The following is a 23,619-nucleotide window of genomic DNA, read 5'->3' as shown; positions in this document are numbered from 1 at the left end:
CACGCCTCGTCGCTCCGCTCCTCATCGGCTCAACCACCGTTACCCACTTGCCGATTGAACAGGACCCGTGTCGAAATCCGGTACGACGAGAGCGTCGGTGACCCACCTCCGAGGTGGTCGAGAACCTATGTCGTGTGGACGATCAGCACGTCCGAAGTGGACTTACGAGCGGCGTCGGCGGGCACGGACCCGAGGAGACGACCGGCGATGGAGTTGAGGCCCCGGTTACCGATGACGAGGAGGTCGGCCTGCGTGTCGGTGACCAGCTGCAGCAGGGCGTCGACGGGTGCGCCCTTGATGGCCCGCTGGACGACGAGCTTGGCCCCCGCGGACAGTGCGCGCTCCTTGGCGCTGCGCAGTATCTCTTCGGTCGGTGACGAGCCGGTCACCTGGTAGGCCTCGTCCTTGAGGACGTCGGCGACCTCACCGGGGGCCCGGTCGTTGGGAAAGTATGCGCATGCGATGACGAGTGTGGTCGACTCCCCCGCCAACGCGCCGGCACGATCCACCGCCTTCATCGACGACTCCGAGCCGTCGGTTCCGACGACGATCGTGGTGTATGCGCTCATTCCTGACCTCCATAGTTGATCCGGGCCCGCCGGGCGACGGGCACACAACCATCCCCCACACTCCAGGGTGCCGTGAATCCGCAGGTTAGTGTGCCAGGCGCGATTTGTCCCCCGATCGCCGGGATCGGCGATCTGCTGGACGATCGTCCCAGTTCACTTCACTTGATCCCGGCGGCGTCCATACCGCGGAGCTCCTTCTTCAGGTCGGCGATCTCGTCGCGGAGCCGGCCGGCGAGCTCGAACTGGAGGTCGCGGGCCGCCGACATCATCTGGTCGGTGAGCTTGGCGACCAGGTCGGCCAGTTCGGCGCGCGGCATGGTCGACACGTCACGGTTCTCGATCACCCCGGCGCTGACCGCCTTGCCCTGCACCTCGCCCTGCGCTCGCCGGCCGCGGCTGGCGCTGCGACCCGATCCGACGACATTGGCGGGCGTGTCCTCGGCCTCCCGATACACCTGGTCGAGGATGTCGGCGATCTTCTTGCGCAGCGGCTGGGGGTCGATACCGTGCTCTTTGTTGTAGGCGATCTGCTTCTCGCGGCGCCGTTCGGTCTCCTCGATCGCATTGCGCATCGAGTCGGTGACGGTGTCGGCGTACATGTGCACCTGCCCCGACACGTTGCGCGCGGCACGGCCGATGGTCTGGATCAGTGAGGTGGTGGAACGGAGGAACCCCTCCTTGTCGGCGTCGAGGATCGCGACCAGCGACACCTCGGGCAGGTCGAGGCCCTCACGCAGCAGGTTGATGCCGACGAGGACGTCGTAGTCGCCGGATCGGAGCTGTCGGAGCAGTTCGACGCGCCGCAGGGTGTCGACCTCGGAGTGCAGGTAGCGGACCCGGATGCCGAGCTCGAGGAGATAGTCGGTGAGATCCTCGGACATCTTCTTGGTCAGCGTGGTGACCAGGACACGCTCGTCGCGTTCGGTGCGCTCGCGGATCTCGTGTACGAGGTCGTCGATCTGTCCCTTGGTGGGTTTGACGACGATCTCGGGGTCGAGCAGTCCGGTCGGCCGGATCACCTGTTCGACGAACTCGCCGTTGGACTGGCCGAGCTCGTAGGAGCCCGGGGTCGCCGACAGATACACGGTCTGCCCGATCCGGTCGACGAACTCGTCCCAGGTGAGCGGACGGTTGTCGACCGCCGACGGCAACCGGAAGCCGTACTCGACGAGGTTGCGCTTGCGGGACATGTCGCCCTCGTACATACCGCCGATCTGCGGCACGGTGACATGCGACTCGTCGATGACCAGCAGGAAGTCTTCCGGGAAGTAGTCGATCAGGGTGGCCGGGGCGGTGCCGGCGGCACGCCCGTCGATGTGGCGTGAATAGTTCTCGATGCCGGAGCAGAACCCGACCTGCCGCATCATCTCCAGGTCGTAGGTGGTGCGCATCCGCAACCGCTGCGCCTCGAGCAGTTTGCCCTTGCGTTCGAGGTCGGCGAGGCGCTCCTCGAGTTCGTCCTCGATGGACTTCATCGCCTTCTCCATCCGGTCCGGCCCGGCGACGTAGTGGGTGGCCGGGAAGATCCGGAGCGAATCGACCTGCCGCACCACGTCTCCGGTGAGCGGATGCAGGTAGTAGAGCGCCTCGACCTCGTCGCCGAAGAACTCGATCCGTACGGCGAGTTCCTCATAGGACGGGATGATCTCGACGGTGTCCCCGCGCACCCGGAAGGTGCCGCGGGTGAAGGCGGTGTCGTTGCGGGCGTACTGGACGTCGACGAGCAGGCGCAGCAGCGCGTCGCGGTCGATCTCCTCGCCCACCGCCACCTCCACCGACCGGTCGAGGTAGGACTGCGGAGTACCCAGGCCGTAGATGCAGGAGACCGAGGCCACCACCACGACGTCGCGCCGCGACAACAGACTCGACGTGGCCGAGTGCCGCAGCCGCTCGACGTCGTCGTTGATCGACGAGTCCTTCTCGATGTAGGTGTCGGTCTGGGCGATGTATGCCTCGGGTTGGTAGTAGTCGTAGTACGAGACGAAGTACTCGACGGCATTGTTGGGCAGCATCTCGCGCAGTTCGTTGGCCAGCTGCGCGGCGAGGGTCTTGTTGGGGGCCATCACCAGCGTGGGCCGCTGCACCTTCTCGATCAGCCAGGCCGTCGTGGCCGACTTGCCGGTACCGGTGGCACCGAGCAGGACGATGTCCTTCTCCCCGGCGCCGATCCTCCGTTCCAGGTCGGCGATCGCCGTGGGCTGGTCACCCGACGGCTCGTACTCGCTGACCACCTCGAAGTGGCCCTCGACGCGCTCGATCTCGCCGATCGGGCGGTACTCGGAATGCGCGATCACCGGTCGCTCTGCTGCAAAGGCCATGATTCGAGGGTAAACGCGGGGACCGACACGAGTGTTCCCGTGCAGGTGACCGCACCGACACCGGTACCGCGCCGGGCGTCAGCCCTGCACGGGTGCGGGGTCGCGCCACGACACCGACCCACCGGCTGCGGCCTCCAGCCAGGCCTGCACGTCGTGGCCGTGCTCGGCGGCACCGACCAGCGTGCGGGTCGCGATCGCGACGGCCTCGGTGCACTCGGCGGTGTCGAGCAGACCGGCGGTATGGGCCTCGAACAGCTCGTCGACGTCGACCAGCTCCAGCGGGGTCCCCGGTACGTCGACGAGGTCGAGGTACCAGTCCTCGGCATGCCATCGTCCGTCGGCGTCGGGTCCGCCGAATCGCCCGACATCGAGGTAGAGCCGCTGACCGGAACGGTGCCCATCGACGAAGTGGAAGATGTTGGCACGCAGACCCAGTGCCGGCAGCAACCATGTCTCGAGGTGATGGAACCGCGGGTGGTCGGCGGTCCGGGACATGTACAGGCCGAAGTCGGTGACCTCGTACCGCTCCACCGGCCGCACGAATCCCTTGTTGTCGGTGTTGGTCATCGCCGGCACATCGAACACCTCGCGCTTGGGTGGATGGATGTGGTTGTGCTCGGACATCGTTCGACCCTATCGGTTGTCGCCGCGGCCGGCCTTCCATGCCGCGATCCGACGGTAGGCCTGGTCGAACCACGGTTCCTTGCCCGCGACATAGCGGTCGGCGTCGCCGTCGGCGGTGTCGAGGGCCTGCCGTTTGAGCGCGGCGTACTCGTCGCGGGCGGCGGCGTCGTCGCGCAACCAGTCGCGGAAGTCGACGGCGAACCGGCCGCCCGGCGATCCGGCGGCCCGCAGGTGGACGTTGACCGCGCGGCCCGGGTCGGCGGAGGCATGCAGGCGTTTGCCCCACAGTCCGACGTCGACCGAACCGGTCGCGGGATCGGGTTTGGGATTGTCGCCCTCGACCCCGGGAACCCGAGGGAACCCGCCGTCGGCAAGGGTGTCGGTGAGCGCATCGGCCACCGACAGGTCGGCGACGCTCACCTGGATGTCGATGGTCGGCTCGGCGATCAGTCCGGGGACCGCGGTGGATCCGATGTGGTCGATCGCCGATGCCTTGTCCCCCACCACCGCCCAGAGCCGGTTCACCAGCCGGGTACCGGCCGCCGCCCACTCCGGATCGGCGTCGGCGAGGGTCAGGGGCCCGCGGACCGGGGTACGCGACCGGATGTTGGCCTCGAACGGCACCAGTCGTTCGGCCCACACGGCCGCGGCCGCGACGGCGAGCTGCTCGGGGGTGCCGGAGTTGTCCAGCCAGACGTCGGCGACGGCGCGACGCTGCTCATCGGTGGCCTGGGCCGCGATCCGCGCGCGGGCGTCGGCCTCGGGCATCCCGCGGAACTCGGTGAGCCGGCGGACCCGTTCCTCGGCATCGACGTGCACGATCACGACGAGGTGGAAGAACGGCGCGGTGTGGTTCTCCACCAGCAGCGGGATGTCCTGGATGATGATCGCGTCCTCGGGCGCGGCGTCGAGGAGTTCCTGGGTGCGCGCCCCGATCAGCGGGTGGGTGATGGCGTTGAGTTTCTGCCTGCTCTCGTCGTCGACGAAGGCCTTGGCCGCCAGTGCGGGACGGTCGAGTGTGCCGTCGTCGGCGAGGATCTCGTCACCGAAGGCCTCGGTGAGGGCGGCCAGTCCCGGTGTCCCCGGTTCGACCACCTCGCGGGCGATCTTGTCGGCGTCGACGTGGTAGCCGCCGCGATCGATGAAAGTCTTGGCGACGGTCGATTTCCCGGCACCGATGCCGCCGGTCAGGCCCACTCTGATCACGGCTCCCAGTGTGGCAAACGGGTGTGACGGTCGCGACACCACCCGTCTGCCACACTGTCGATCAGCGTCGGCCGATCCCGATCAGCCGGTGACGCCGGTCAGTTCGATGGTCTCCTTGGGCAGCGTCGCCTTCTGCGACACCTCGCCGCTGTCGAGGTCCACCCGGACCAGGCTGCGGGTGGCCGGATCGGTCACGTACGCCTCGTCGTCGAGCACGAACAGGTTCGGCATCGCCTCCTGCCATTCGGCGGGCTCGGTCCAGGCACCGATCACCGGGATGGTGCGGGTCTGCGTCCCGGTCTCGGGATCGAAGACGTGCAGGGCCCCGTCGGTGCCGAGGATCAGCGCCTGACCGCCGGGGCCGCGCTCGATACCGCGGAAGCTGTAGCTGGCGTCGAAGGGCACGATCTTCAGCTGAGCGGTGCGAGTGTCGGTGAGGGTGAAGCGATTCGGGTGTTCGGTCTCAGCGTCGGCGTCGGTCTTGTAGTCGCCCAACACGATCGGCGAATCCGCACTGCCGGCCTGGTTGCCGATGCGGCCGTACGGATCCGGGGAGTCGACCTTGCGGATCTCGTTGCCGCGCACGATCAGGATGCCGTCCTGGCAGCCGAAGGTCAGCACACCGTCGGCGGCCGCGGCCTCACCGTGGATCCCGGGACACTGGTCGAAGCGGGTGATCTCGTGGCGTTCCTTGTCCAGGATGGCGATCCCCGAGCGACTCTCCTCGTTGCCGATCGTGACGACCAGCGAGCCGTCACCGCGGGCCACCGCCACGCCGTGGTGCGCCTCGGGAACGGTGTACGAAGTGGACTTGGCGTTCCCCTGGGCCAGTTCGACGGGTTCGACGACGGTGACCTCTCCGGTGCCGTCGCTGAACAGGGTCAGCCGGTCGTCGAAGGACACGACATGGCCGGGTTTGGTTCCGCCGAAACGCATCTCGGTCATCTGTGGCCGGGTGGTGTAGTGGTGACCGTGGTCGCCATGCCGACGGGTCCAGGTGCCCATGTCGAGGACGTGGAATCCGTCCGGCTCGCTGACGAAGACGTCACGGCCGTTGTCGGCGGAGTTGAGGCGCAGGAAGCCCTCGACGGGGATGTCGGCGACCTGCTCGAGGGTGTCGGCGTCGTAGACCAGCACGCCGCCGTCGTAGCTCAGCGCCAGACGCGGTGTGGCGCTCTGCTGTTCGGCCTCGTGGCCGCTGGCGGCCGAGGAGCTCGACGCGGCCGGGTCCGAGCCGTCGGACCCGCACGCGGCGAGGGCGAAGGCACCCACCACGGCCAGTGCGAGTGAATGTGTCAGTTTTGTCCGGTGTTTCAGCACGCCAGACAGTCAAGCCCTTGTTGAAAATTATTGTCAAAGAGCTATCTGTGCATACATCCGGAGACCATTGTGGCCCCTCCCCGGAAAACCGGGAAGGGGCCACAGGTGAGAACTCAGCTCAGGCGATCAGCCTCGGATCAGGCGTTGCCCGACAGCTTCTCGCGCAGGGCGGCGAGCTGCTCGTCGCTGGCGAGCGAGCCGCCACCGGTCGACGAGGAGCTGCGGGTCTCCGACGATGCAGACGAGTAGTCCGTCGGGGCCTTCTCGGCCTCGGCCGCGGCAGCGGCGAACTTCTCGATCTGAGCGGTGTGCATCTTGTGACGACGCTCCGCCTCGGCGTAGCGGGCCTCCCACTCCTTCTGCTGCTTCTCGAAGCCCTCGAGCCATTCGTTGGTCTCGGGATCGAAGCCCTCGGGGAAGATGTAGTTGCCCTGCTCGTCGTAGCTGTCGGCCATGCCGTACTTCGACGGGTCGAACTCCTCGGTGTAGTCCTCGTTGGCCTGCTTGAGGCTCAGCGAGATCCGGCGACGCTCCAGGTCGATGTCGATGACCTTGACCATCGCGTCGTCGCCGACGGAGACGACCTGGTCCGGGACCTCGACGTGGCGCTCGGCCAGCTCGGAGATGTGGACCAGACCCTCGATGCCCTCGTCGACGCGGACGAATGCACCGAACGGCACCAGCTTGGTGACCTTGCCCGGCACGATCTGACCGATCGCGTGTGTGCGGGCGAACTGACGCCACGGGTCTTCCTGGGTGGCCTTCAGCGACAGCGACACGCGCTCGCGGTCCAGATCGACGTCGAGGACCTCGACGGTGACCTCGTCACCCACGGTGACGACCTCGGACGGGTGATCGATGTGCTTCCAGGACAGCTCGGAGACGTGGACCAGACCGTCGACGCCGCCGAGATCGACGAACGCACCGAAGTTGACGATCGAGGACACGACGCCCTTGCGGACCTGGCCCTTCTGCAGCTGGTGCAGGAACTCGCTGCGGACCTCGGACTGGGTCTGCTCCAGCCAGGCGCGACGCGAGAGCACGACGTTGTTGCGGTTCTTGTCGAGCTCGATGATCTTGGCCTCGATCTCCTTGCCGATGTACGGCTGCAGATCGCGGACACGGCGCATCTCCACCAGCGAAGCGGGGAGGAAGCCGCGCAGACCGATGTCGAGGATCAGGCCGCCCTTGACGACCTCGATGACGGTGCCCTTGACGGCCTCGTCCTTCTCCTTGAGCTCCTCGATCGTGCCCCAGGCGCGCTCGTACTGAGCACGCTTCTTGGACAGGATCAGCCGGCCTTCCTTGTCCTCCTTGGTGAGGACCAGGGCCTCGACCTCGTCGCCGACGTTGACGACCTCGTTCGGGTCGACGTCGTGCTTGATCGAGAGTTCGCGCGAAGGGATCACGCCTTCGGTCTTGTAACCGATGTCGAGCAGAACCTCGTCACGATCGACCTTGACGATGGTTCCCTCGACGATGTCGCCGTCGTTGAAGTACTTGATCGTGGAGTCGATGGCGGCGAGAAAGTCCTCAGCCGAGCCGATGTCGTTGACGGCTACTTGCGGCGAGGTGATGGTGGAGGACGGCATGTGGTGAGTTGCTCCGGACAGGTGTGTAGTAGGTACAGTTCGTGGTGTCGGCACGGCCCCTCGAACTGCTGAGGATCGCCCACTGACGTGGGCGTTCGACCAGCGTGCCACGCGTCGTCGATCTCTCGATGACGCCCGGGTGAGGCAATGGCGAACCGCGCGCGAACAGTGCATACGCGCGACGATCAGCCTACTCCAGTGGCATTGTGCTGGGCAAATACCACTTTCGTCCGCCGTCGGTGCCACCCGGCGCGGTCACCGCGACAGGAGCTGCAACGTTGACGCATTCGGTGGAGTTCCTCCTCGACGATTCCTCTGACCAGCAGATTCGTTCACAGTGGGCGGCCTTGACCGCCGCCGGGCTCCCCAGCGGGGACCGCATCCGCTCGGCCACCAACCGACCGCACATCACCGCGATGGCCGCCACCGGCATCTCCCCGGAGGTCGACGGCGAGCTGGCGGTGGTCGCGATGCACCTGCCGTTCCCGGTCACCCTCGGTGCCGTCGTCGTCTTCGGCCACGGCTCCCATCGCGTGCTCGCACGCCTGGTCGTGCCGTCGTCGGAGTTGCTGTCGGTGCACGCGACCATCGTGCGGATGGGCGCCGAGCACGCCATCGACGACACCGGCGTACCCGCCCTGTTCGCCCACTCCCGGCCCGGGGCGTGGACACCTCATGTCACCCTGGCCCGCCGGGTGCGGATCGATCAGATCCCCGCGGCGCTCGAGGTCCTCGGCACCGACCCGATCGAGGGATCGGTGCAGGCCCTGCGCCGCTGGGACGGTGACGCGCACACCGAACACGTCATCGGCGGCATCTGAACGGCCGCCCCTCCGCTCGGCGTCCCGACGGTCACGCGGCCACGCCTAGACTCGTCGCGTGCCCTCCGACGAGACCCCCGCCCCGCGGCCGCCCCGCGTCCTCGACGCCGTCGACTCGACCACCAGCGTCCGGGCCAACCGGTCCTGGTGGGACGGCGAATCGCAGGAATACCACCGCGAACACGGCGACTTCCTCGGTTCCGACGCCGCCGGCGGCGATTTCGTGTGGTGCCCGGAGCGTCTGCGCGAGGAGGATGCCCGGCTGCTCGGTGATGTGGCAGGCAAGACCGTCCTCGAGATCGGCTGCGGCTCGGCGCCGTGTTCGCGGTGGCTGGCCGGCCAGGGAGCACATGTCGCGGCCCTCGACCTCTCCCACGGGATGCTCGAGCACGGCCTCGAGGCGATGGACCGGCTCGATCACCGCCGGATCCCGCTGATCCAGGCGTCCGCCGAGGACCTGCCGTTCGCCGACGGGTCGTTCGACCTGGTGTTCTCGTCGTTCGGTGCGGTGCCCTTCGTCGCCGACTCCGCACGGGTGATGGCCGAGGCCGCCCGCGTCCTGAAGTCCGGTGGCCGGTGGGTGTTCTCGATCAACCACCCGATGCGCTGGATGTTCCCCGACGACCCGGGGCCGGCCGGACTCACCGTCGCCATCCCCTACTTCAACCGCACGCCGTACTCCGAGGCCGACGCCGACGGGGTGATCACCTACGTCGAGCACCACCGGACGATCGGTGACCGCGTCCGCGAGATCCGTGCGGCCGGGCTGGTCCTCGACGACATCGTCGAACCCGAGTGGCCTGACGATCTCGATCGCGAGTGGGGCCAGTGGAGTCCGTTGCGCGGCTACTACTTCCCCGGGACGGCGATCTTCTGCAGCCGTAAACCGTAAGCCGCGATCAGTTGACGGCGCCGTTGATGATCGCGCCGGGCACCATGCCGGCGCCGAGATCCCACTTCTGGGCGATCTCGGCGTAGCGGCCGGTGTCGATCAGGTGCTGCACGGCCTGCTGGATCGCGACGACCAGCGTCGACCCCTTGGCCACCGGGAATCCGTATGGCGCCGAGGCGAACACCCCCGCGATGGTCTGCAGCCGTCCGCCGGAGGCGGCGACCGACGCCGTGGTGACCGGGGCATCGGCCGACAAGGCGGCGGCCCTCCCGGTGAGTACGGCGTCCACCACCTGGTCCTGGGTATCGAAGCGCGCCTTGATGATCGGCTTCTTCCCGGCGGCGACGCAGACCTTGCTGCGGGCGGCCACCTCCACGGTGTCCTGGTAGGTGTCCTTCTTGACGGCCACCGTGCGACCGCAGGCATCACCGGGTTCGATGTCGGTACCGGGCACCCGCGCCCACTGGTTGCCCGCCGAGTAGTAGGTCACGAAGTCGACGATCTTCTCGCGTGCGACGGTGTCGGTGAGCGCCGGGATCGCGGTGTCGTAGCGGCCGTCGGCGACCGCGGTGAACAGCCCCGCGAACGGCGCCTCGCGGATCTCGGCGGTCACTCCGAGAACGCGTGCGACGTCGGTGATCAGGTCGACGTCGAAGCCGGTGATCTCACCGTCGGCGACAAAGGCGTACGGCTCGTATCCGACGTCGGCCCCGACGATCAGCGTGCCCCGCTCGGCGATCCCGGCGGGTACGTTCGCCGCGATCGAGGCCACCTCCGCCACCGCACTCGGCGTCGTCGACGACGCTCCGGACGACCCGTCGGCCGCGGTGGTCGGCGCCGGGGAATCCGAGCATCCGGCCAGCATGATCAGGGCACCCACGGTGGCCAGCAGTCGGCCCACACCCAGACGGGGCAGTGCCCGTCGACTCGTCTTCATCGGTTCTCGGTCGATTCCCTACAGCAGCTTGGACAGGAAGCTCTTGGTCCGCTCGTGTTGCGGATCGGCCAGCATCTCGCGGGGGTCGCCCTTCTCCATCACCACGCCACCGTCCATGAAGACCAGCTGGTCGGCGACCTCGCGGGCGAAGCCCATCTCGTGGGTCACCACGAGCATGGTCATTCCCGAGGCGGCGAGTTCACGCATCACCCCGAGCACCTCGCCCACCAGCTCCGGGTCCAGCGCCGAGGTCGGCTCGTCGAACAACATCAGCTTGGGGTCCATCGCCAGCGCCCGGGCGATGGCGACGCGTTGTTGCTGACCGCCGGACAGTTGCGCGGGGTAGGTGTCGGCCTTGTCGGCCAGCCCGACACGGTCGAGCAGGTCCTTCGCCCGGGCGACGGCCTTGTCCTTCGACTGTTTCTTGACCTGGGTCGGCGCCTCGATCACGTTCTCCAGCGCGGTGCGGTGCGGGAACAGGTTGAAGTGCTGGAACACCATCCCGATGTCGCGGCGCTGCAGTGCGGCCTCCCGAGGACTCATCTCGTGCAGCTTGCCTCCACGCTCCCGGTAGCCGATGAGATCACCGTCGACGTAGAGCCGGCCGGCGTTGACGATCTCGAGGTGGTTCACACATCGCAGGAAGGTCGACTTGCCGGACCCGGATGGACCGATCAGGCACAGCACCTCGCCCCGGCGCACCTCCAGTGAGATCCCCTTGAGCACCTGCAGGGTGCCGAAGTTCTTGCAGACCCGATCGGCCAGCACCATCGGCTGGTCGGCGGACTGTTCAGCGACGCTCATCGCTCTCCTCGTCGACGACCTTGTTCTGGGCGGCCTGCGCTGCGGCCATCGCCTTGAGCTGACGCCCGGTCAGCTGGCGTGATGCCCCACGGGCGTAGTACCGCTCCAGATAGAACTGCCCGACCATCAGGATGCTGGTGACCACCAGATACCAGGTGGATGCCACCAACAGCAGTGGGATCGGCTGGAAGATCACACCGGAGATGTCGGCCTGCACGCCGAAGACCTCGCCGGTGAACGGGACGGCCACCACGAGGCTGGTGGTCTTGAGCATGCTGATCACCTCGTTGCCCGTGGGCGGGATGATCACCCGCATCGCCTGCGGGAGCACGGTGCGTCGCATGGTCTGCGACCACGACATACCGAGCGCCACCGACGCCTCGGTCTGGCCCTCGCCCACCGAGCTCACGCCGGCACGCACGATCTCGGCCATGTAGGCCGCCTCGTTGAGGGCGAGGCCCACCATCGCGAAGATGAACGCCGAGTACAGGTCTTGCATGTTGAAGTGCGCGAACTGGTGGACGAACGGAATGCCCAGATCGATCGACTTGTAGATCGACGGGAAGAGACCCCAGAAAACCAGCTGCACGTACACGGGGGTGCCGCGGAAAATCCACAGGTACATCCACGACACCGACCGCAGCACCACGTTCGGCGACAACCGCATGATCGCCAACAGGATACCCAGGGCCGCTGCGATGAGCATCGACAACACGGTCAGGGCGAGGGTGTTGCCGACACCCTTGAGGATCCGCGAGTCGAACAGGTACTTGCCGTACGTACTCCACCCGTACGCAGAGTTGGTGGCTGCACCGTAGACGAACAGCGCCACCAGGACCAGGACGATCGCAGCCGCGATCCACTGACCGGGATGACGGAGCGGAACGGCCCTGATGGCCGCGGGTGCCGACTCATCGTCGGCGTCCACGGCCACCCGGCCGGTATCGGAAGTGCTCACGTCAGCTGGTGGCGCCGTTGATCACGGACTTCTGGATCGTGCCCTCCTGGACATTCCAGTGCTTGGCGATCGCCTCGTACTGACCGTTGTCGATCAGGTACTGAACGGCCTGCTGCAACGCCTGAGCAAGCGAGGAACCCTTCTGCACGGCGTATCCGTAGGGTGCGGAGTCGAAGACCTGACCGGCGGCCTCGATCTTGCCGCCGGAGCGACCGATCGCGTAGGCGGTGACCGGGGAGTCGGCCGACATGGCGTCGACCTTGCCGAGGATCAGCGCGTTGGTGGCGGCGTCCTGGCTGTCGAACTTCTGGATGTCGATCGCGGCCTTGCCGGCGTCGGTGCACGCCTTCGACTTGGCCGGCACCTCCTCGTCGGCCTCCACGGTGTGCGACTGGACGGCAACCTTCTTGCCGCACGCGTTGTTCGGATCGATGCTCTCGCCGGTCCGCTGCGCCCACTGCACGCCCGCGTTGAAGTAGGTGACGAAGTCGACCTGCTGTTCACGTTCCTTGGTGTCGGTGAACGACGACATCCCGACGTTGTACGTGCCCGCGACCACCGAGGGGATGATCTTGTCGAACTGGGCTTCGCGGAAGTCGGGGGTGATACCGAGGACCTTGCCGATGGCGTTCATGAGGTCGACGTCGAACCCGACGATCTGGCCGTCGGCGTTCTTGAACTCGTTCGGCGAATAGGGGACGTTGACCCCGACGATCAGCTTGCCGGACTGCTTGATGTCGGCGGGCAGCAGACTCGCGATCGCCTCGACCTTGGCGACGTCGACGGTGGTGGGGCTGATATCGGCACCCAGGGCGGCGGAGTCGTTCTCGTCGTTCGAGCAACCGGCCACCACCAGTGCGATCACTGCCAACAGCAGTGTCAGGACCCCGGGCAGTCGCCACCCTCGAGGTCGTACCGATCGATGATCACGCATCTCAGAATTTCCCTTCGCGCCCCAGTGCATCCGAGGCAGGTCTACCAAATCCGGTGACGGCAGTATTGCCGCCACGAGTAGTGAACCTACTTCCTTTGGCGCGACTACACCGGCCGGTTACGAGAGTTTTACCCCCCACCGTGTCCTGCCACACGTTGTGTCACCGCGTCTCCGACCTCTGTGGTGGTGGCTGAACCACCCAGGTCAGGTGTGGTGATACCGTCGGCCAGTGCGGCCCCCAGGGCGCGCTCGATACGGTCGGCGCACCCGACGAGTGCGGCGTCGGTCACACGGGTTCCCCACCAGCGCAGCGCCATTGCCGTGGATGCGATGATCGCGACCGGATTGGCCCGTCGGGTGCCCGCGATGTCGGGGGCGGCGCCGTGGGTGGCCTGCGCCATCACCTTGGTGTCCGAGGAGTTGATCGATCCCGCCAGCCCGATGGAGCCGGCCAGCTCGCCCGCGAGGTCGGACAGGATGTCGCCGAAAAGATTCTCCGTCACGAGCACGTCGAAGTCTCCCGGACGGCGCACCAGCAGCGCGGCCATCGCATCGACATGCTGATCGTCGACGGTGAGGCCGGGATACTGTGCGGCCACGTCTCGGCAGGCGTCGCGGAACAGGCCGGTCGTCAGACGCAGGACGTTCGCCTTGTGCACGATGGTGATCCGGCCCGACCGGGTCGCGGCCAGCCGGCACGCCTGATGCGCGATACGTTCGCTGGCGGCCCGGGTGATGACCCCCACCGCCAGGGCGATGTCGGGGGTCGGCATGAACTCGCCGGAGCCGACCGCCATGTTGCGGTCGGCATAGAGCCCCTCGGAATTCTCGCGTGCCACAACGACATCGATGTCCGGTGCGGTCGCCGGAACTCCCGGCCACGCCCGGCACGGCCGGATGTTGGCGTAGAGACCGTAGCGCTTGCGGATCACCGCACCCGGGGTGAGCTGTTCGGCGAAACGTGCAGGATATCCGGCGGAATCGTGCGGTCCGAGGATCCAGCAGTCGAGATCGTCGAGTGCGGTGAGGGTGTGTTCTGGCACCGGCGTCCCGAACTCGTCGATCGCGGATCGACCCAAAGGCAAAGGAACCCAATCGAACTCGATTCCCTCGGCCTCGGCTGCGGCGGTGGCCACCGCCGTCGCACAGGGCACGATCTCGGGCCCGATCCCGTCTCCGTCGAGTACTCCGATCCGCCGGGTCATCGTCACCATCGCTCCTTCACCAGGCAGTGTCCGGTCGAGAAGTGGTCGCACACCTGCTGTGCCACCGCCTGCGACGTGGCAGGTCGCGCCACCACGTAGCGGGCCGGCGAGCCGAGCATCTCCCCCGGCAGGATCAGCGACCCGTAGTGCTCGTCGCGTACGGCGACGGCGTTGTCGTAGTCGTCGAAGGCCCCGAACTGGGCGTACCAGTGCGCCGACGCCACCGGCGGGACCGGTGCGGGCCGCGTGGTGCGCTCGGCACCGGTGGTCTCCCGTTCGGGGGTGGTCCGGGACTCGGTGGTTCGCGGCTCGGTGGTCCGGGACCCAGGGGTACGGGTGGTCGACCGCGCCACCGTCGTCGTCTGGGTCACCACCGAGGTGACCGTGGTGGGCGAGGTGGTACCGGTGGCCACCGAATCGCCCCACGTACTGCGCGACCAGCGCACCCCGAAGATCACCGCGACGATCACGATCACACCGATCACACTGCCGATGACGACCGGCAGCACCCATTGCGAGCGCGGCGTCACGTGCTACTCCTCGGGGTCGGGCGGACAGCGGTGTCGGGACCGGCCGGGTCGGGGGCCGGCGGGCTCGGGGTACTCAGTGCGCCGCGTCGTCCCACGACCGGCCGAATCCCACCGAGACCTCCAGCGGCACCGACAGTTCGATCGCCGAGCCCATCTCCTCACGCACCAGCTTCTCGACCTGCTCGCGCTCACCGGCGGCCACCTCGACGACGAGTTCGTCGTGCACCTGAAGCAGCATGCGGGAGGCGAGCTGCTCGGCGGCCAACCGCTTGTACACGTTGATCATCGCGACCTTGATGATGTCGGCGGCCGTGCCCTGGATGGGTGCGTTGAGTGCCATCCGCTCCGCGGCCTGCCGCCGCTGCCAGTTGTCGCTGTTGAGGTCGGGCAGATACCGGCGACGACCGTAGAGGGTGGCGGTGTACTCGTTGCGGCGAGCCTCGGCGACGACGTTGTGCAGGTAGTCGCGCACACCACCGAAGCGGGCGAAGTAGGCCTCCATCTGCTCCTTGGCCTCGTCACGACTGATCCGCAGCTGCGCGGCGAGCCCGAAAGCACTGAGGCCGTAGGCCAGTCCGTACGACATCGCCTTGACCCGGTGCCGCATCTCGGTGGTCACCTCGTCGATCGGCACCCCGAAGGCGCGGGACCCGACGAAGTTGTGGAGGTCCTCACCGGTGTTGAACGCCTCGATCAGGCCCTCGTCCTCCGACAGATGCGCCATGATCCGCATCTCGATCTGGCTGTAGTCGGCGGTCATCAGGCAGTCGAAGTCGGTGCCGTTGGCGCTGCCGACCACGAAGCCGCGGCGGATCTGACGGCCCGCGTCGGTCCGCACCGGGATGTTCTGCAGGTTCGGTTCGGTCGACGAGAGCCGTCCGGTGGCGGCCACCGTCTGGTTGAAGGTGGTGTGGATACGGCCGTCGTCGGCGACCGACTTGAGCAGACCGTCGACGGTGACCTTGAGCCGGGTGGCGTCGCGATGTTCGAGCAGATGGGCCAGGAAGGGATGCTCGGTCTTCTCGTACAGGGTCTGCAGGGCGTCGGCGTCGGTGGTGTAGCCGGTCTTGGTCTTCTTGGTCTTCGGCATCTCGAGCTTGTCGAAGAGCACCGTCTGCAGCTGCTTGGGCGAACCGAGGTTGATCTGCTCACCGATCACCTCGTAGGCGGCGTCGGCGGCATTGCGGATGCGCTCGGCGAACTCCTTCTCCAGCTCGTCGAAATGATCGACGTCCACGGCGATCCCGGCCGCCTCGAGCTCGGCCAGGACGAACAGCAGGGGCAGCTCGAGATCGGTCAGCAGAGACCGCGAGTCGATGCGTTCGAGTTCGGTGTCGAGTGTGTCGGCGAGTTCCTGGACCGCACGGGCCTCGAGCATGTGCTGCTCGGCCTGCTGCGCCAGTCCCCCGTCGTCGTCGAGCAACGAGAGCTGACCGTCGCCGGCACCGCCGTCGGCGACGAGTTCCCGGCGCAGGTACCGCAACGCGAGATCGTCGAGGTTGAAGGTGCGCTGCCCCGGGCGCACCAGATAGGCCGCGAGTGCGGTGTCACTGGTCACCCCGGTCAGGCGCCATCCGCGTGACCGCAGGGCATGGAACGCCCACTTGCTCTCGTGGAGCGCCTTGGGCGCATCGGCGTCGGCGAGCCACTGCCCGAGTGCCTGCTCGTCGGCCGGGTCGAGGGTGGTGACGTCGACGTAGGCGGAGACGCCATCGGCGGCGGCGATCGCGATACCGGTGACATCGGCGCCCATCACCGTGTGCGGCGCGGTCACGGTGAGTCCGGCGCGGCCGGTGCGGGCGTGCTCGGCGAGCCAGCCGGCCACCTCACCGGCGGCGAGAACCGAACCGTCGAGGTCGAATCCGGCCTCCGCCTCCGGTTCCACCGAGCTCAGTGTGGTGAACAGTCGCTCGCGCAGCACCTTGAACTCGAGGTCGTCGAAGAGCTGGTGGATACGGTCGCGGTCCCAGCCGATCAGCGCCAGATCGTCCGGGCCGGCCGGTAGCTGCATGTCCCGGATCAGTTCGGTGAGTTGACGATTGGTCTGCACGGACGCGAGATTGGCCCGCAGCGAGTCACCGACCTTGCCCTTCACCTCGTCGACGTGGTCGACCAGGGAGGCCAGCGATCCGTACTGGCGAATCCACTTGGACGCGGTCTTCTCGCCCACCCCCGGGATGCCGGGCAGGTTGTCGCTGGGATCGCCGCGCAGGGCTGCGTAGTCGGGGTACTGGGTCGGGGTGAGGCCGTACTTCTTCTCCACCTCGTCCGGGGTGAACCGGGTCAGTTCGGACACGCCCTTCTTCGGGTAGAGCACGGTGATCGAATCGTTCACCAGCTGCAGGGAGTCGCGGTCGCCGGTGACGACGAGCACCTTGTATCCCTGGGCGTCGGCCTGGGTGGCGAGCGTGGCGATGATGTCGTCGGCCTCGAATCCCTCGACCGCCATCACGTTGATCCCGAGCGCGTCGAGCACCTCCTTGGTGAGGTCGACCTGGCCGCGGAACTCGTCGGGTGACGCCGACCGCTGCGCCTTGTAGTCGGGGAACATCTCCGACCGGAAGGTCTGACGGGACACGTCGAAGGCCGCGGCGATGTGCGTGGGCGACTCGTCACGCAGCAGGTTGATCAGCATCGACGTGAAGCCGTACACCGCATTGGTCGCCTGGCCGGTGTTCGTCTTGAAGTTGTCGGCAGGCAGCGCGAAGAACGCTCGGTAGGCCAGGGAATGGCCATCGAGCAGCATCAGAACCGGTTGGTCGGTGGACGGGGCCACACTCTTCGCAGGACTCACGCGGACGAGTCTAGTGACCGCCTCCGACAGCCCGGCAGCCTTGTCCGTGCCGTCGCCCGGGCCGCGATCAGTGCCCCTGTCCGCGCCGCAGCATCGTCCACAGCGTCGGACCTCCGAACGGCAGATGGATCTCGCCGGTCACCTCGAAGCCGAACCGTTCGTAGAGCGGCACGTTGACCTCGTTGGAGCTCTCCAGATAGGCCGGGGCGTCGCCGGCGCGATCGATGCCGGCGCGCAGCAGCGCCGTACCGACTCCCCGTCCCTGCACGGCGGCGCCGAGGTCGGCCAGATACCAGTGCGGCTCGTCGGGTCGACGCCCCTCACACATCGCGTCGACGATCGTTCCCTGTACCACCCGCGGCCCGAGTATCCGGATGAACGCGATCAGGGCGCGCAGGTCGTCCGTCCGGGAGGAGCGCCGACCCGGCGGCATCCAGATCGCCGCCCCCATCGGCTCCCCGTCGCACCCGGCGACGTCGAGTCGGGCGTCGGCGTATGACGTCGACAGCAGGGTCGCGAAGATGCTGTGGTGCTTGCGCTTGTCCGGCTGTGTCCAGGTCATCACCGGGTCGTCGGCGAAGGCCGTGGCCAGCAACGATGCCACGACATCACGGTCGGTGGCCGCGGTCACGACGGTCCGCGGCCGGGACTTCGCCGGCTCTGATCTCGCCGGTCCGGGTTTCTCTGACTGGGGGCGCTCTGGGCTCTCGGCCATGGGGTTCAGGCTACGCCGTGAGCGTTTCAGGCCACCCCCAGATAGGCCTCGCGGACCGCGTCGTCGCCGAGCAGATCCTTGCCGGGTCCTTCGCGGGTGATGGACCCGGTCTCCAGGATGTAGCCGCGATCGGAGCGGCTCAATGCCTGCTGGGCGTTCTGTTCCACCATCAGGATGGTGGTGCCCTCGGCGTTGATCCGCGCGATGATCGAGAAGATCTGCTGGATCACCATGGGGGCCAGACCCATCGAGGGCTCGTCGAGCAACAGCAGTTCCGGGCGCGCCATCAGGGCCCGGCCGATCGCCAGCATCTGCTGCTCACCGCCGGACATGGTGCCGCCGAACTGCTTTCGCCGTTCCGCCAGCCGCGGGAACAGTTCGAAGACCTGGTCGACGGCCTCCTGGTACTCCGCCTTGGTCCCGAATCTGCGTCCGTAGCAACCCATGTCGAGGTTCTCCAGGACGGTCATGCCGGGAAAGATCCGCCGCCCCTCGGGGACCTGGATGATCCCGCGTTTGACCCGTTCGTGCGGGGCGAGCCGGGTGATCGACTCCCCCTTGAACCGGATGTCGCCGGTGGTGGTCTTGGCCAGCCCGGAGATCCCGCGCATGGTGGTGGACTTGCCGGCACCGTTGGCGCCGAGCAGGGTGACCAGTTCCCCGGTCTGTACCTGCAGCGAGATGCCGTGCAGTGCCTGGATTCTGCCGTAGTGGATCACCACGTCCTCGAGTTCGAGGACCGGGCCCGTGGGCGGCGGTGACCCGGGTTGCGGTTCAGGCGATGTCGCCGATTTGGTCATCGGGCACTCCCAGGTAGGCGGCGATAACGGCCGGATTGTCACGGACTTCCTTCGGCGTGCCCTCGGCGATCTTGCGGCCGAACTCGAGCACGACGATCCGATCCGTCACCCCCATGACCAGCCGCATGTCGTGTTCGATCAGCAGCACCGTGTAGCCGTCGTCGCGGATCTTGCGGATCAGTTCCATCAGCGCGTCCTTCTCGCGCGGGTTGAAACCGGCCGCGGGCTCGTCGAGGCACAGCAGTTTGGGTTCGGTGGCCAGAGCTCGGGCGATCTCCAGGCGCCGCTGGTCGCCGTAGGGCAGATTGGAGGCCTTCTCGGCGGCGCGGGGGCCGATACCGACGAACTCCAGCAGAGCCATTCCACGGTCGACGGCGTCACGTTCCTCACGGTAATGCCGCGGGGTGCGGAAGATGCCGCCGAACACCGACGTCTTGTGCCGGGCGTCGGTGCCCACGCACACGTTCTCCAGCGCCGTCATCTCTCCCCACAACCGCACGTTCTGGAAGGTGCGGGCGATACCGAGGCGGGTGATCTCGTGGCGTTTGGTCTTGCGCAGCACCGTCCCGTCGAAGGTGACGACACCACGGCTCGGTTTGTAGACGCCGGTGATCGCGTTGAAACAGGTGGTCTTACCTGCGCCGTTGGGGCCGATCAGGCCGAGGATCTCGCCGCGTCGGATCTCGAAGCCCACCGAGTCGAGGGCGGCCAGACCACCGAACTCGACGGTGAGGTCGTCCACCGCCAGCAGCGTCTCCCCCTCGGCGACGGCGATCTCGCGGTCGGGCGCAACGGCTTCGGCGACCGCTTCGGGGTCGGCGAGGTCGGGGTCGATCGCCGCCGGGTCGACGATGGCGGTGGCCGCCGGGTCGGCCTCGGCACGTTCGAGTTGGGCGTCGGGATCCACCGGTAGGGGGTTGTCGGAGCGGGCTTTGTCGGACAGGGCTTCGTCGGGCAGGGGTTCGTCGGACAGGGGTTCGTCGGGCCCGGGGGCGTCGGGTTGTCGGTGGGTCATGCGCTCGCCTCCTCCGTGGATGCGGCCGGTTTCGGGTTCCGCTGCACCGAGGCGTAGATCTGTCGACCGAAGGTGACCAATCGGGCGCGGGCCGGGAACAGTCCCTGCGGGCGGAAGATCATCATCACGACCAGGGCGATGCCGAAGAACAGATACTTGAACTCGCCGAGCGAGACATCGCCGACGTACACGCCCTGTACGCGGGCGGGTAGGTAGACGATGATGAACGCCCCCACGACGACGCCGAGTTTGTTGCCCTGGCCACCGAGGACCACTGCACACAGGAACAGCATCGAGTTGATGACGGTGAACGCCTTGGGATCGACGTACTGCACCTGGCCGGCGTACACCGCCCCGGACAGACCGCCGATGCCGGCGCCGATCACGAAGGCCCACAACTTGTACTTGAAGGTGGGCACACCCATGATCTCGGCGGCGTCCTCGTCCTCGCGGATGGCCACCCAGGACCGACCGACGCGGCTGCGTTCGAGGTTGCCGATCACCAGCAGCACGATGACCACCAGGATCAGCGCCAGCCAGAACCACCACACGCCGTAACTGGTGTTGGTGCCGATGTTGGATTTCGAGAACACGCCTTGCGGGTTCTCGTCGCTGCGGAAGATCTCCGGGAACAGCACACCCTGCAGTCCGGCCGGGCCGTTGGTGACCTCGGTGAGGTTGTCGGCGAACAGTCGCACGATCTCACCGAAACCCAGCGTCACGATGGCCAGGTAGTCGCCGCGAACACGCAGGGTCGGGGTGCCCAGGATGACGCCGGTGATGCCGGTGATGACGATCGCGATGGGGACGCAGGCCAGCCAGGCCCAGCCGCTGGAGAAGAAGCCGTGGTCGGCGCTGTCCCAGATGGGGCTGGCGGGGCTGGTCAGCAGGGCGACGACATAGGCGCCGACCGCATAGAAACCGACGTAGCCCAGGTCGAGGAGTCCGGTCTGGCCGACGACGACGTTGAGGCCGATCGCGATCAGCGCGACCATGGCGAAGGTCGCCATGACGATGCCGAAATTGGTTGCCGGGGTGGTGATGAACGGCGGGTCGATCACCGGCAGTGCGGCGATCAGCAGGAAGACCGGGATACCGACCAGCCACTGGGTGGCGCGGGGCAGGCCGTCCCACCAGGTGCGGATGGCGTCGCCGACGCCCCGCCGCCGCGGTTGTGTGTTGTCCGAGGTTGTTGCGGTCATACTCGCGCCTTCCCCAACTTCTCACCGAGGATACCGGTCGGACGGAACATCAGGACCAGGATCAGGAGCACGAACGACACCACGTCCTTCCATTGGTTTCCGAGGAGTGCCGCACCGTAGTTCTCGACCACGCCCAGGATGAGTCCACCGAGCAGGGCGCCTCGGACGTTGCCGATACCGCCGAGCACGGCGGCGCTGAAGGCCTTGATTCCCAACAGGAATCCACCGGAGTAGATGATCGCCGTCGGGAATCGCAGGGTGTAGAGCAGGGCGGCCGCACCGGCGAGCAGACCACCGATCAGAAAGGTGACCATGATGACCCGGTCACGCGACACACCCATGAGCAGAGCGGCGTCGGAATCCTGTGCGACCGAACGGATGCCGCGACCGAGTCGGGTGTTGTTGACGAAGGTGTCGGTACCGATACCGAGTACGAGGGCCGCGATGATCACCACCAGGGTGACGTTGGTGACCGGACTGCCGAAGATGGAGAACTGTTCGACGGGGTTGACCAGGGTGATCGCCGGTTGGGCGCTCGCCCCGCCGAGTTGGGGGTCGACCGGCACGCGCGGGAGCAGGTAGTGCACGACCTCCTGCAGGATGAACGACATGCCGATCGCACTGATCAGGAAGGCCAGCGGTTTGGCATTGCGACGACGTAGTGGCCGGTAGGCGACGAACTCCAATCCGACTGCTGCGGAACCAGATACGGCCATACCGAACAATCCGGCCACCAGGAGGTAGAGCACGGTCATCACCATGCCCTCGCTGTAGGCGTCGCCGGCGGGGGTGAAGCCCAGCACGAGCAGGCCGATGTACTGCCCGAACATGCCGAGCATGAAGACCTCGGAATGCGCGAAGTTGATCAGGCGCAGGACGCCGTAGACCAGGGTGTAGCCGACTGCGACGAGGGCATAGATCGATCCGTAGGCGAGACCCTCGATCGTCAGTCCCCAGAACCCGTCGATCAGCGCCTGGACGTTGAAGTGGATGTCAGCGGCGGAGTACGTCACTGCGAGCTCGACCATTGATGCCTTTCAGCAGATTCCCCAGACGACTCACCGGATGCGCCCCGTCGGGTGGGACGCATCCGGTGGCCGCATCTGTCGAATTACTTGACCTCGTACGCCCAGATCAGCGACGACGTCAGTTCGCCGGTCGGGGTCCACTGGTAGTTACGGGCCAGGCCGGTCCCGTTGTAGTTGCGAACGAAGTCGAGCAGCTTGGGTCGGGTGGTGTTGCCCTCGGCGATACCCTTCATCAGGATCGTCGTCAGGTCGTAGGCCTCCACCGAGTACACGCCGGGTGCGGCGTTGTTGAAACTCTGGAATTCGGAGGCGAATTCGCCCTGGGCCGGACCACACGGGCACGAGAGGACCGCACCCTTGACCGACGAGCCGGCCAGGTCGATGAGCTTCTGGTCGTTGGCGCCGTCACCCGAGACGAACAGGATGTCGGAGTTCTTCTCGTTGAGCTGCTTGGCGAATGCCGCGGCCTCGGCGTAGTAGCCGGAGTAGAACACGGCGTCGGGGTTGGCGTTGGTCACCGAACTGACCACCGCCGAGAAGTCGGTCTGCCCCTTCTTGACGTCGCCGGCACAGGCGGAATCGGCTGCGGTGCCGAGTCCTTCGGTGACGGTCTTGGCCAGTCCGATGCCGTAGTCGGTGTCGTCCTTGACCACGCACACCTTCTTCTTGCCCATCTTGCCGGTGAGGTACTTGGCGATGGCCGGGCCCTGGACGGCGTCGTTGGCGAGGCCGCGGAAGAAGGTCTTCCAACCTTGTTCGGTCAGAGTGGGATTGGTGGCCGATGCGGTGACCGACACCAGACCCGCCTGGTTGAAGGTTCCGCCGGTGGCCTTGGTCTCGCCGGAGAACGCGGGACCCAGCAGACCGATGATGCTCGAGTCGTTGACGATCTGGGTGGCCACACCGGTGGCCTTCTGCGGATCACCCTCGGTGTCGAAGTCCTTGAGAACGATCTTGCAGTTCGGATTGGCCTTGTTGAACTTGTCGACTGCGAGCTTGGCACCACGAAGGATGTTGAGACCGAGGTTGGAATCGGCGCCGGTCTCGGCGCCGGCAAAGGCGATGGTCGACTCGGGGCAGGTCGCGTTCAGCGCGGCACCCGGATCGAGCGGGGCCTGCTGATTCTGGGCGGCAACCTCGTTGCCCTGCACGTCGATCTGCGAGAGCGGAGTGATGGACAGTGTGGATTCGGACTCCGTCGTTTTGGAACTACACGCCGACAGCGCCAAGGCGCCCGTCAGAGTCACCGCAATCGCGGCCGTCGTCATGCGACGTCGCATAGTGTCTGCCTTCCGTCCGGCTACCCGACCGCACCTGGCCGGGAGGTCTACCCGGTAGACCTTGGGTGGAAACAT

21 protein-coding genes are annotated in these 23,619 nt (G+C 66.9%); 2 read left to right on the top strand and 19 right to left on the bottom strand.

Annotated elements, in window-relative coordinates:
- Positions 1-125: 125 nt before the first annotated feature.
- From GD1_RS08770 to rpsA, 6 genes are all read right to left on the bottom strand, one after another.
- Complete coding sequence (locus tag GD1_RS08770; RefSeq protein ID WP_059036742.1) at positions 126-569, bottom strand: universal stress protein; 444 nt, start codon at positions 567-569, stop codon at positions 126-128.
- A 158-nt stretch (positions 570-727) separates the two neighbouring features.
- Entirely contained in the window at positions 728-2,887 is a 2,160-nt protein-coding gene (gene uvrB, locus GD1_RS08765) for an excinuclease ABC subunit UvrB (protein WP_053777845.1), read from the bottom strand.
- A 78-nt stretch (positions 2,888-2,965) separates the two neighbouring features.
- Positions 2,966-3,511 carry a ribonuclease FAU-1 family protein gene (locus GD1_RS08760; RefSeq protein ID WP_053777844.1) on the bottom strand — a complete coding sequence of 182 codons (546 nt, stop codon included), beginning with the start codon at positions 3,509-3,511 and terminating at the stop codon, positions 2,966-2,968.
- A 9-nt stretch (positions 3,512-3,520) separates the two neighbouring features.
- Positions 3,521-4,717: a dephospho-CoA kinase gene (gene coaE / locus GD1_RS08755; RefSeq protein ID WP_059036748.1), complete on the bottom strand. Its 1,197-nt coding sequence runs from the start codon at positions 4,715-4,717 to the stop codon at positions 3,521-3,523.
- 81 nt (positions 4,718-4,798) lie between these two features.
- Positions 4,799-6,037 (bottom strand): zinc metallochaperone AztD, encoded by a 1,239-nt coding sequence (aztD, locus tag GD1_RS08750; protein WP_059036741.1) that lies wholly within the window; start codon positions 6,035-6,037, stop codon positions 4,799-4,801.
- 137 nt (positions 6,038-6,174) lie between these two features.
- The gene (gene rpsA, locus GD1_RS08745; protein WP_053777842.1) at positions 6,175-7,629 is read right to left on the bottom strand and encodes a 30S ribosomal protein S1; all 1,455 of its coding nucleotides are present in this window, start codon (positions 7,627-7,629) and stop codon (positions 6,175-6,177) included.
- 278 nt (positions 7,630-7,907) lie between these two features.
- On the opposite strand from rpsA, the gene GD1_RS08740 reads away from it, so the two are divergent.
- Both GD1_RS08740 and GD1_RS08735 read left to right on the top strand, forming a co-directional pair.
- Complete coding sequence (locus GD1_RS08740) at positions 7,908-8,450, top strand: 2'-5' RNA ligase family protein (protein WP_059036740.1); 543 nt, start codon at positions 7,908-7,910, stop codon at positions 8,448-8,450.
- Between the two features lie 58 nt (positions 8,451-8,508).
- The gene (locus GD1_RS08735; RefSeq protein ID WP_059036739.1) at positions 8,509-9,342 is read left to right on the top strand and encodes a class I SAM-dependent methyltransferase; all 834 of its coding nucleotides are present in this window, start codon (positions 8,509-8,511) and stop codon (positions 9,340-9,342) included.
- 7 nt (positions 9,343-9,349) lie between these two features.
- Here GD1_RS08735 and GD1_RS08730 read toward each other — a convergent pair whose 3' ends face one another.
- The 13 genes from GD1_RS08730 to GD1_RS08670 form a co-directional block, all read right to left on the bottom strand.
- Positions 9,350-10,279: a transporter substrate-binding domain-containing protein gene (locus GD1_RS08730; RefSeq protein ID WP_059036738.1), complete on the bottom strand. Its 930-nt coding sequence runs from the start codon at positions 10,277-10,279 to the stop codon at positions 9,350-9,352.
- An 18-nt stretch (positions 10,280-10,297) separates the two neighbouring features.
- Positions 10,298-11,050 carry an amino acid ABC transporter ATP-binding protein gene (locus GD1_RS08725; RefSeq protein WP_059036747.1) on the bottom strand — a complete coding sequence of 251 codons (753 nt, stop codon included), beginning with the start codon at positions 11,048-11,050 and terminating at the stop codon, positions 10,298-10,300.
- 19 nt (positions 11,051-11,069) lie between these two features.
- Entirely contained in the window at positions 11,070-12,041 is a 972-nt protein-coding gene (locus tag GD1_RS08720; protein ID WP_059036737.1) for an amino acid ABC transporter permease, read from the bottom strand.
- 1 nt (position 12,042) lies between these two features.
- Positions 12,043-12,975, bottom strand: a complete 933-nt coding sequence (locus GD1_RS08715) for an ABC transporter substrate-binding protein (protein WP_020791588.1) — start codon at positions 12,973-12,975, stop codon at positions 12,043-12,045.
- Positions 12,976-13,103: 128 nt separating this feature from the next.
- Complete coding sequence (locus GD1_RS08710) at positions 13,104-14,189, bottom strand: isocitrate/isopropylmalate dehydrogenase family protein (protein ID WP_083533986.1); 1,086 nt, start codon at positions 14,187-14,189, stop codon at positions 13,104-13,106.
- Positions 14,183-14,710 carry a hypothetical protein gene (locus tag GD1_RS08705; protein ID WP_059036735.1) on the bottom strand — a complete coding sequence of 176 codons (528 nt, stop codon included), beginning with the start codon at positions 14,708-14,710 and terminating at the stop codon, positions 14,183-14,185. Before GD1_RS08705 ends, GD1_RS08710 begins: the two co-directional genes overlap by 7 nt.
- A 73-nt stretch (positions 14,711-14,783) precedes the next feature.
- Positions 14,784-17,456, bottom strand: a complete 2,673-nt coding sequence (gene polA / locus GD1_RS08700) for a DNA polymerase I (protein WP_083533988.1) — start codon at positions 17,454-17,456, stop codon at positions 14,784-14,786.
- 115 nt (positions 17,457-17,571) lie between these two features.
- A complete protein-coding gene (locus GD1_RS08695; protein WP_082365969.1) occupies positions 17,572-18,219 on the bottom strand; it encodes a GNAT family N-acetyltransferase in 648 nt (215 codons plus the stop codon).
- A 26-nt stretch (positions 18,220-18,245) separates the two neighbouring features.
- The gene (locus GD1_RS08690; protein ID WP_020790883.1) at positions 18,246-19,019 is read right to left on the bottom strand and encodes an ABC transporter ATP-binding protein; all 774 of its coding nucleotides are present in this window, start codon (positions 19,017-19,019) and stop codon (positions 18,246-18,248) included.
- Positions 18,994-20,034, bottom strand: coding sequence for an ABC transporter ATP-binding protein (locus GD1_RS08685; protein WP_059036733.1), 1,041 nt, complete (start codon positions 20,032-20,034; stop codon positions 18,994-18,996). Before GD1_RS08685 ends, GD1_RS08690 begins: the two co-directional genes overlap by 26 nt.
- Positions 20,031-21,236, bottom strand: coding sequence for a branched-chain amino acid ABC transporter permease (locus tag GD1_RS08680; RefSeq protein WP_059036732.1), 1,206 nt, complete (start codon positions 21,234-21,236; stop codon positions 20,031-20,033). Before GD1_RS08680 ends, GD1_RS08685 begins: the two co-directional genes overlap by 4 nt.
- Positions 21,233-22,264, bottom strand: a complete 1,032-nt coding sequence (locus GD1_RS08675; RefSeq protein WP_020790877.1) for a branched-chain amino acid ABC transporter permease — start codon at positions 22,262-22,264, stop codon at positions 21,233-21,235. The genes GD1_RS08680 and GD1_RS08675 overlap by 4 nt, the downstream gene beginning before the upstream one ends.
- An 83-nt stretch (positions 22,265-22,347) precedes the next feature.
- Positions 22,348-23,544, bottom strand: coding sequence for a branched-chain amino acid ABC transporter substrate-binding protein (locus tag GD1_RS08670; RefSeq protein WP_059036731.1), 1,197 nt, complete (start codon positions 23,542-23,544; stop codon positions 22,348-22,350).
- Positions 23,545-23,619: the final 75 nt, after the last annotated feature.

This window comes from Gordonia desulfuricans NBRC 100010, assembly GCF_001485495.1.
Classification (GTDB): Bacteria; Actinomycetota; Actinomycetes; order Mycobacteriales; family Mycobacteriaceae; genus Gordonia; species Gordonia desulfuricans.
Note: the sequence above shows the minus strand (reverse complement) of the source record. Positions and strands in the feature narration are given on the sequence as shown.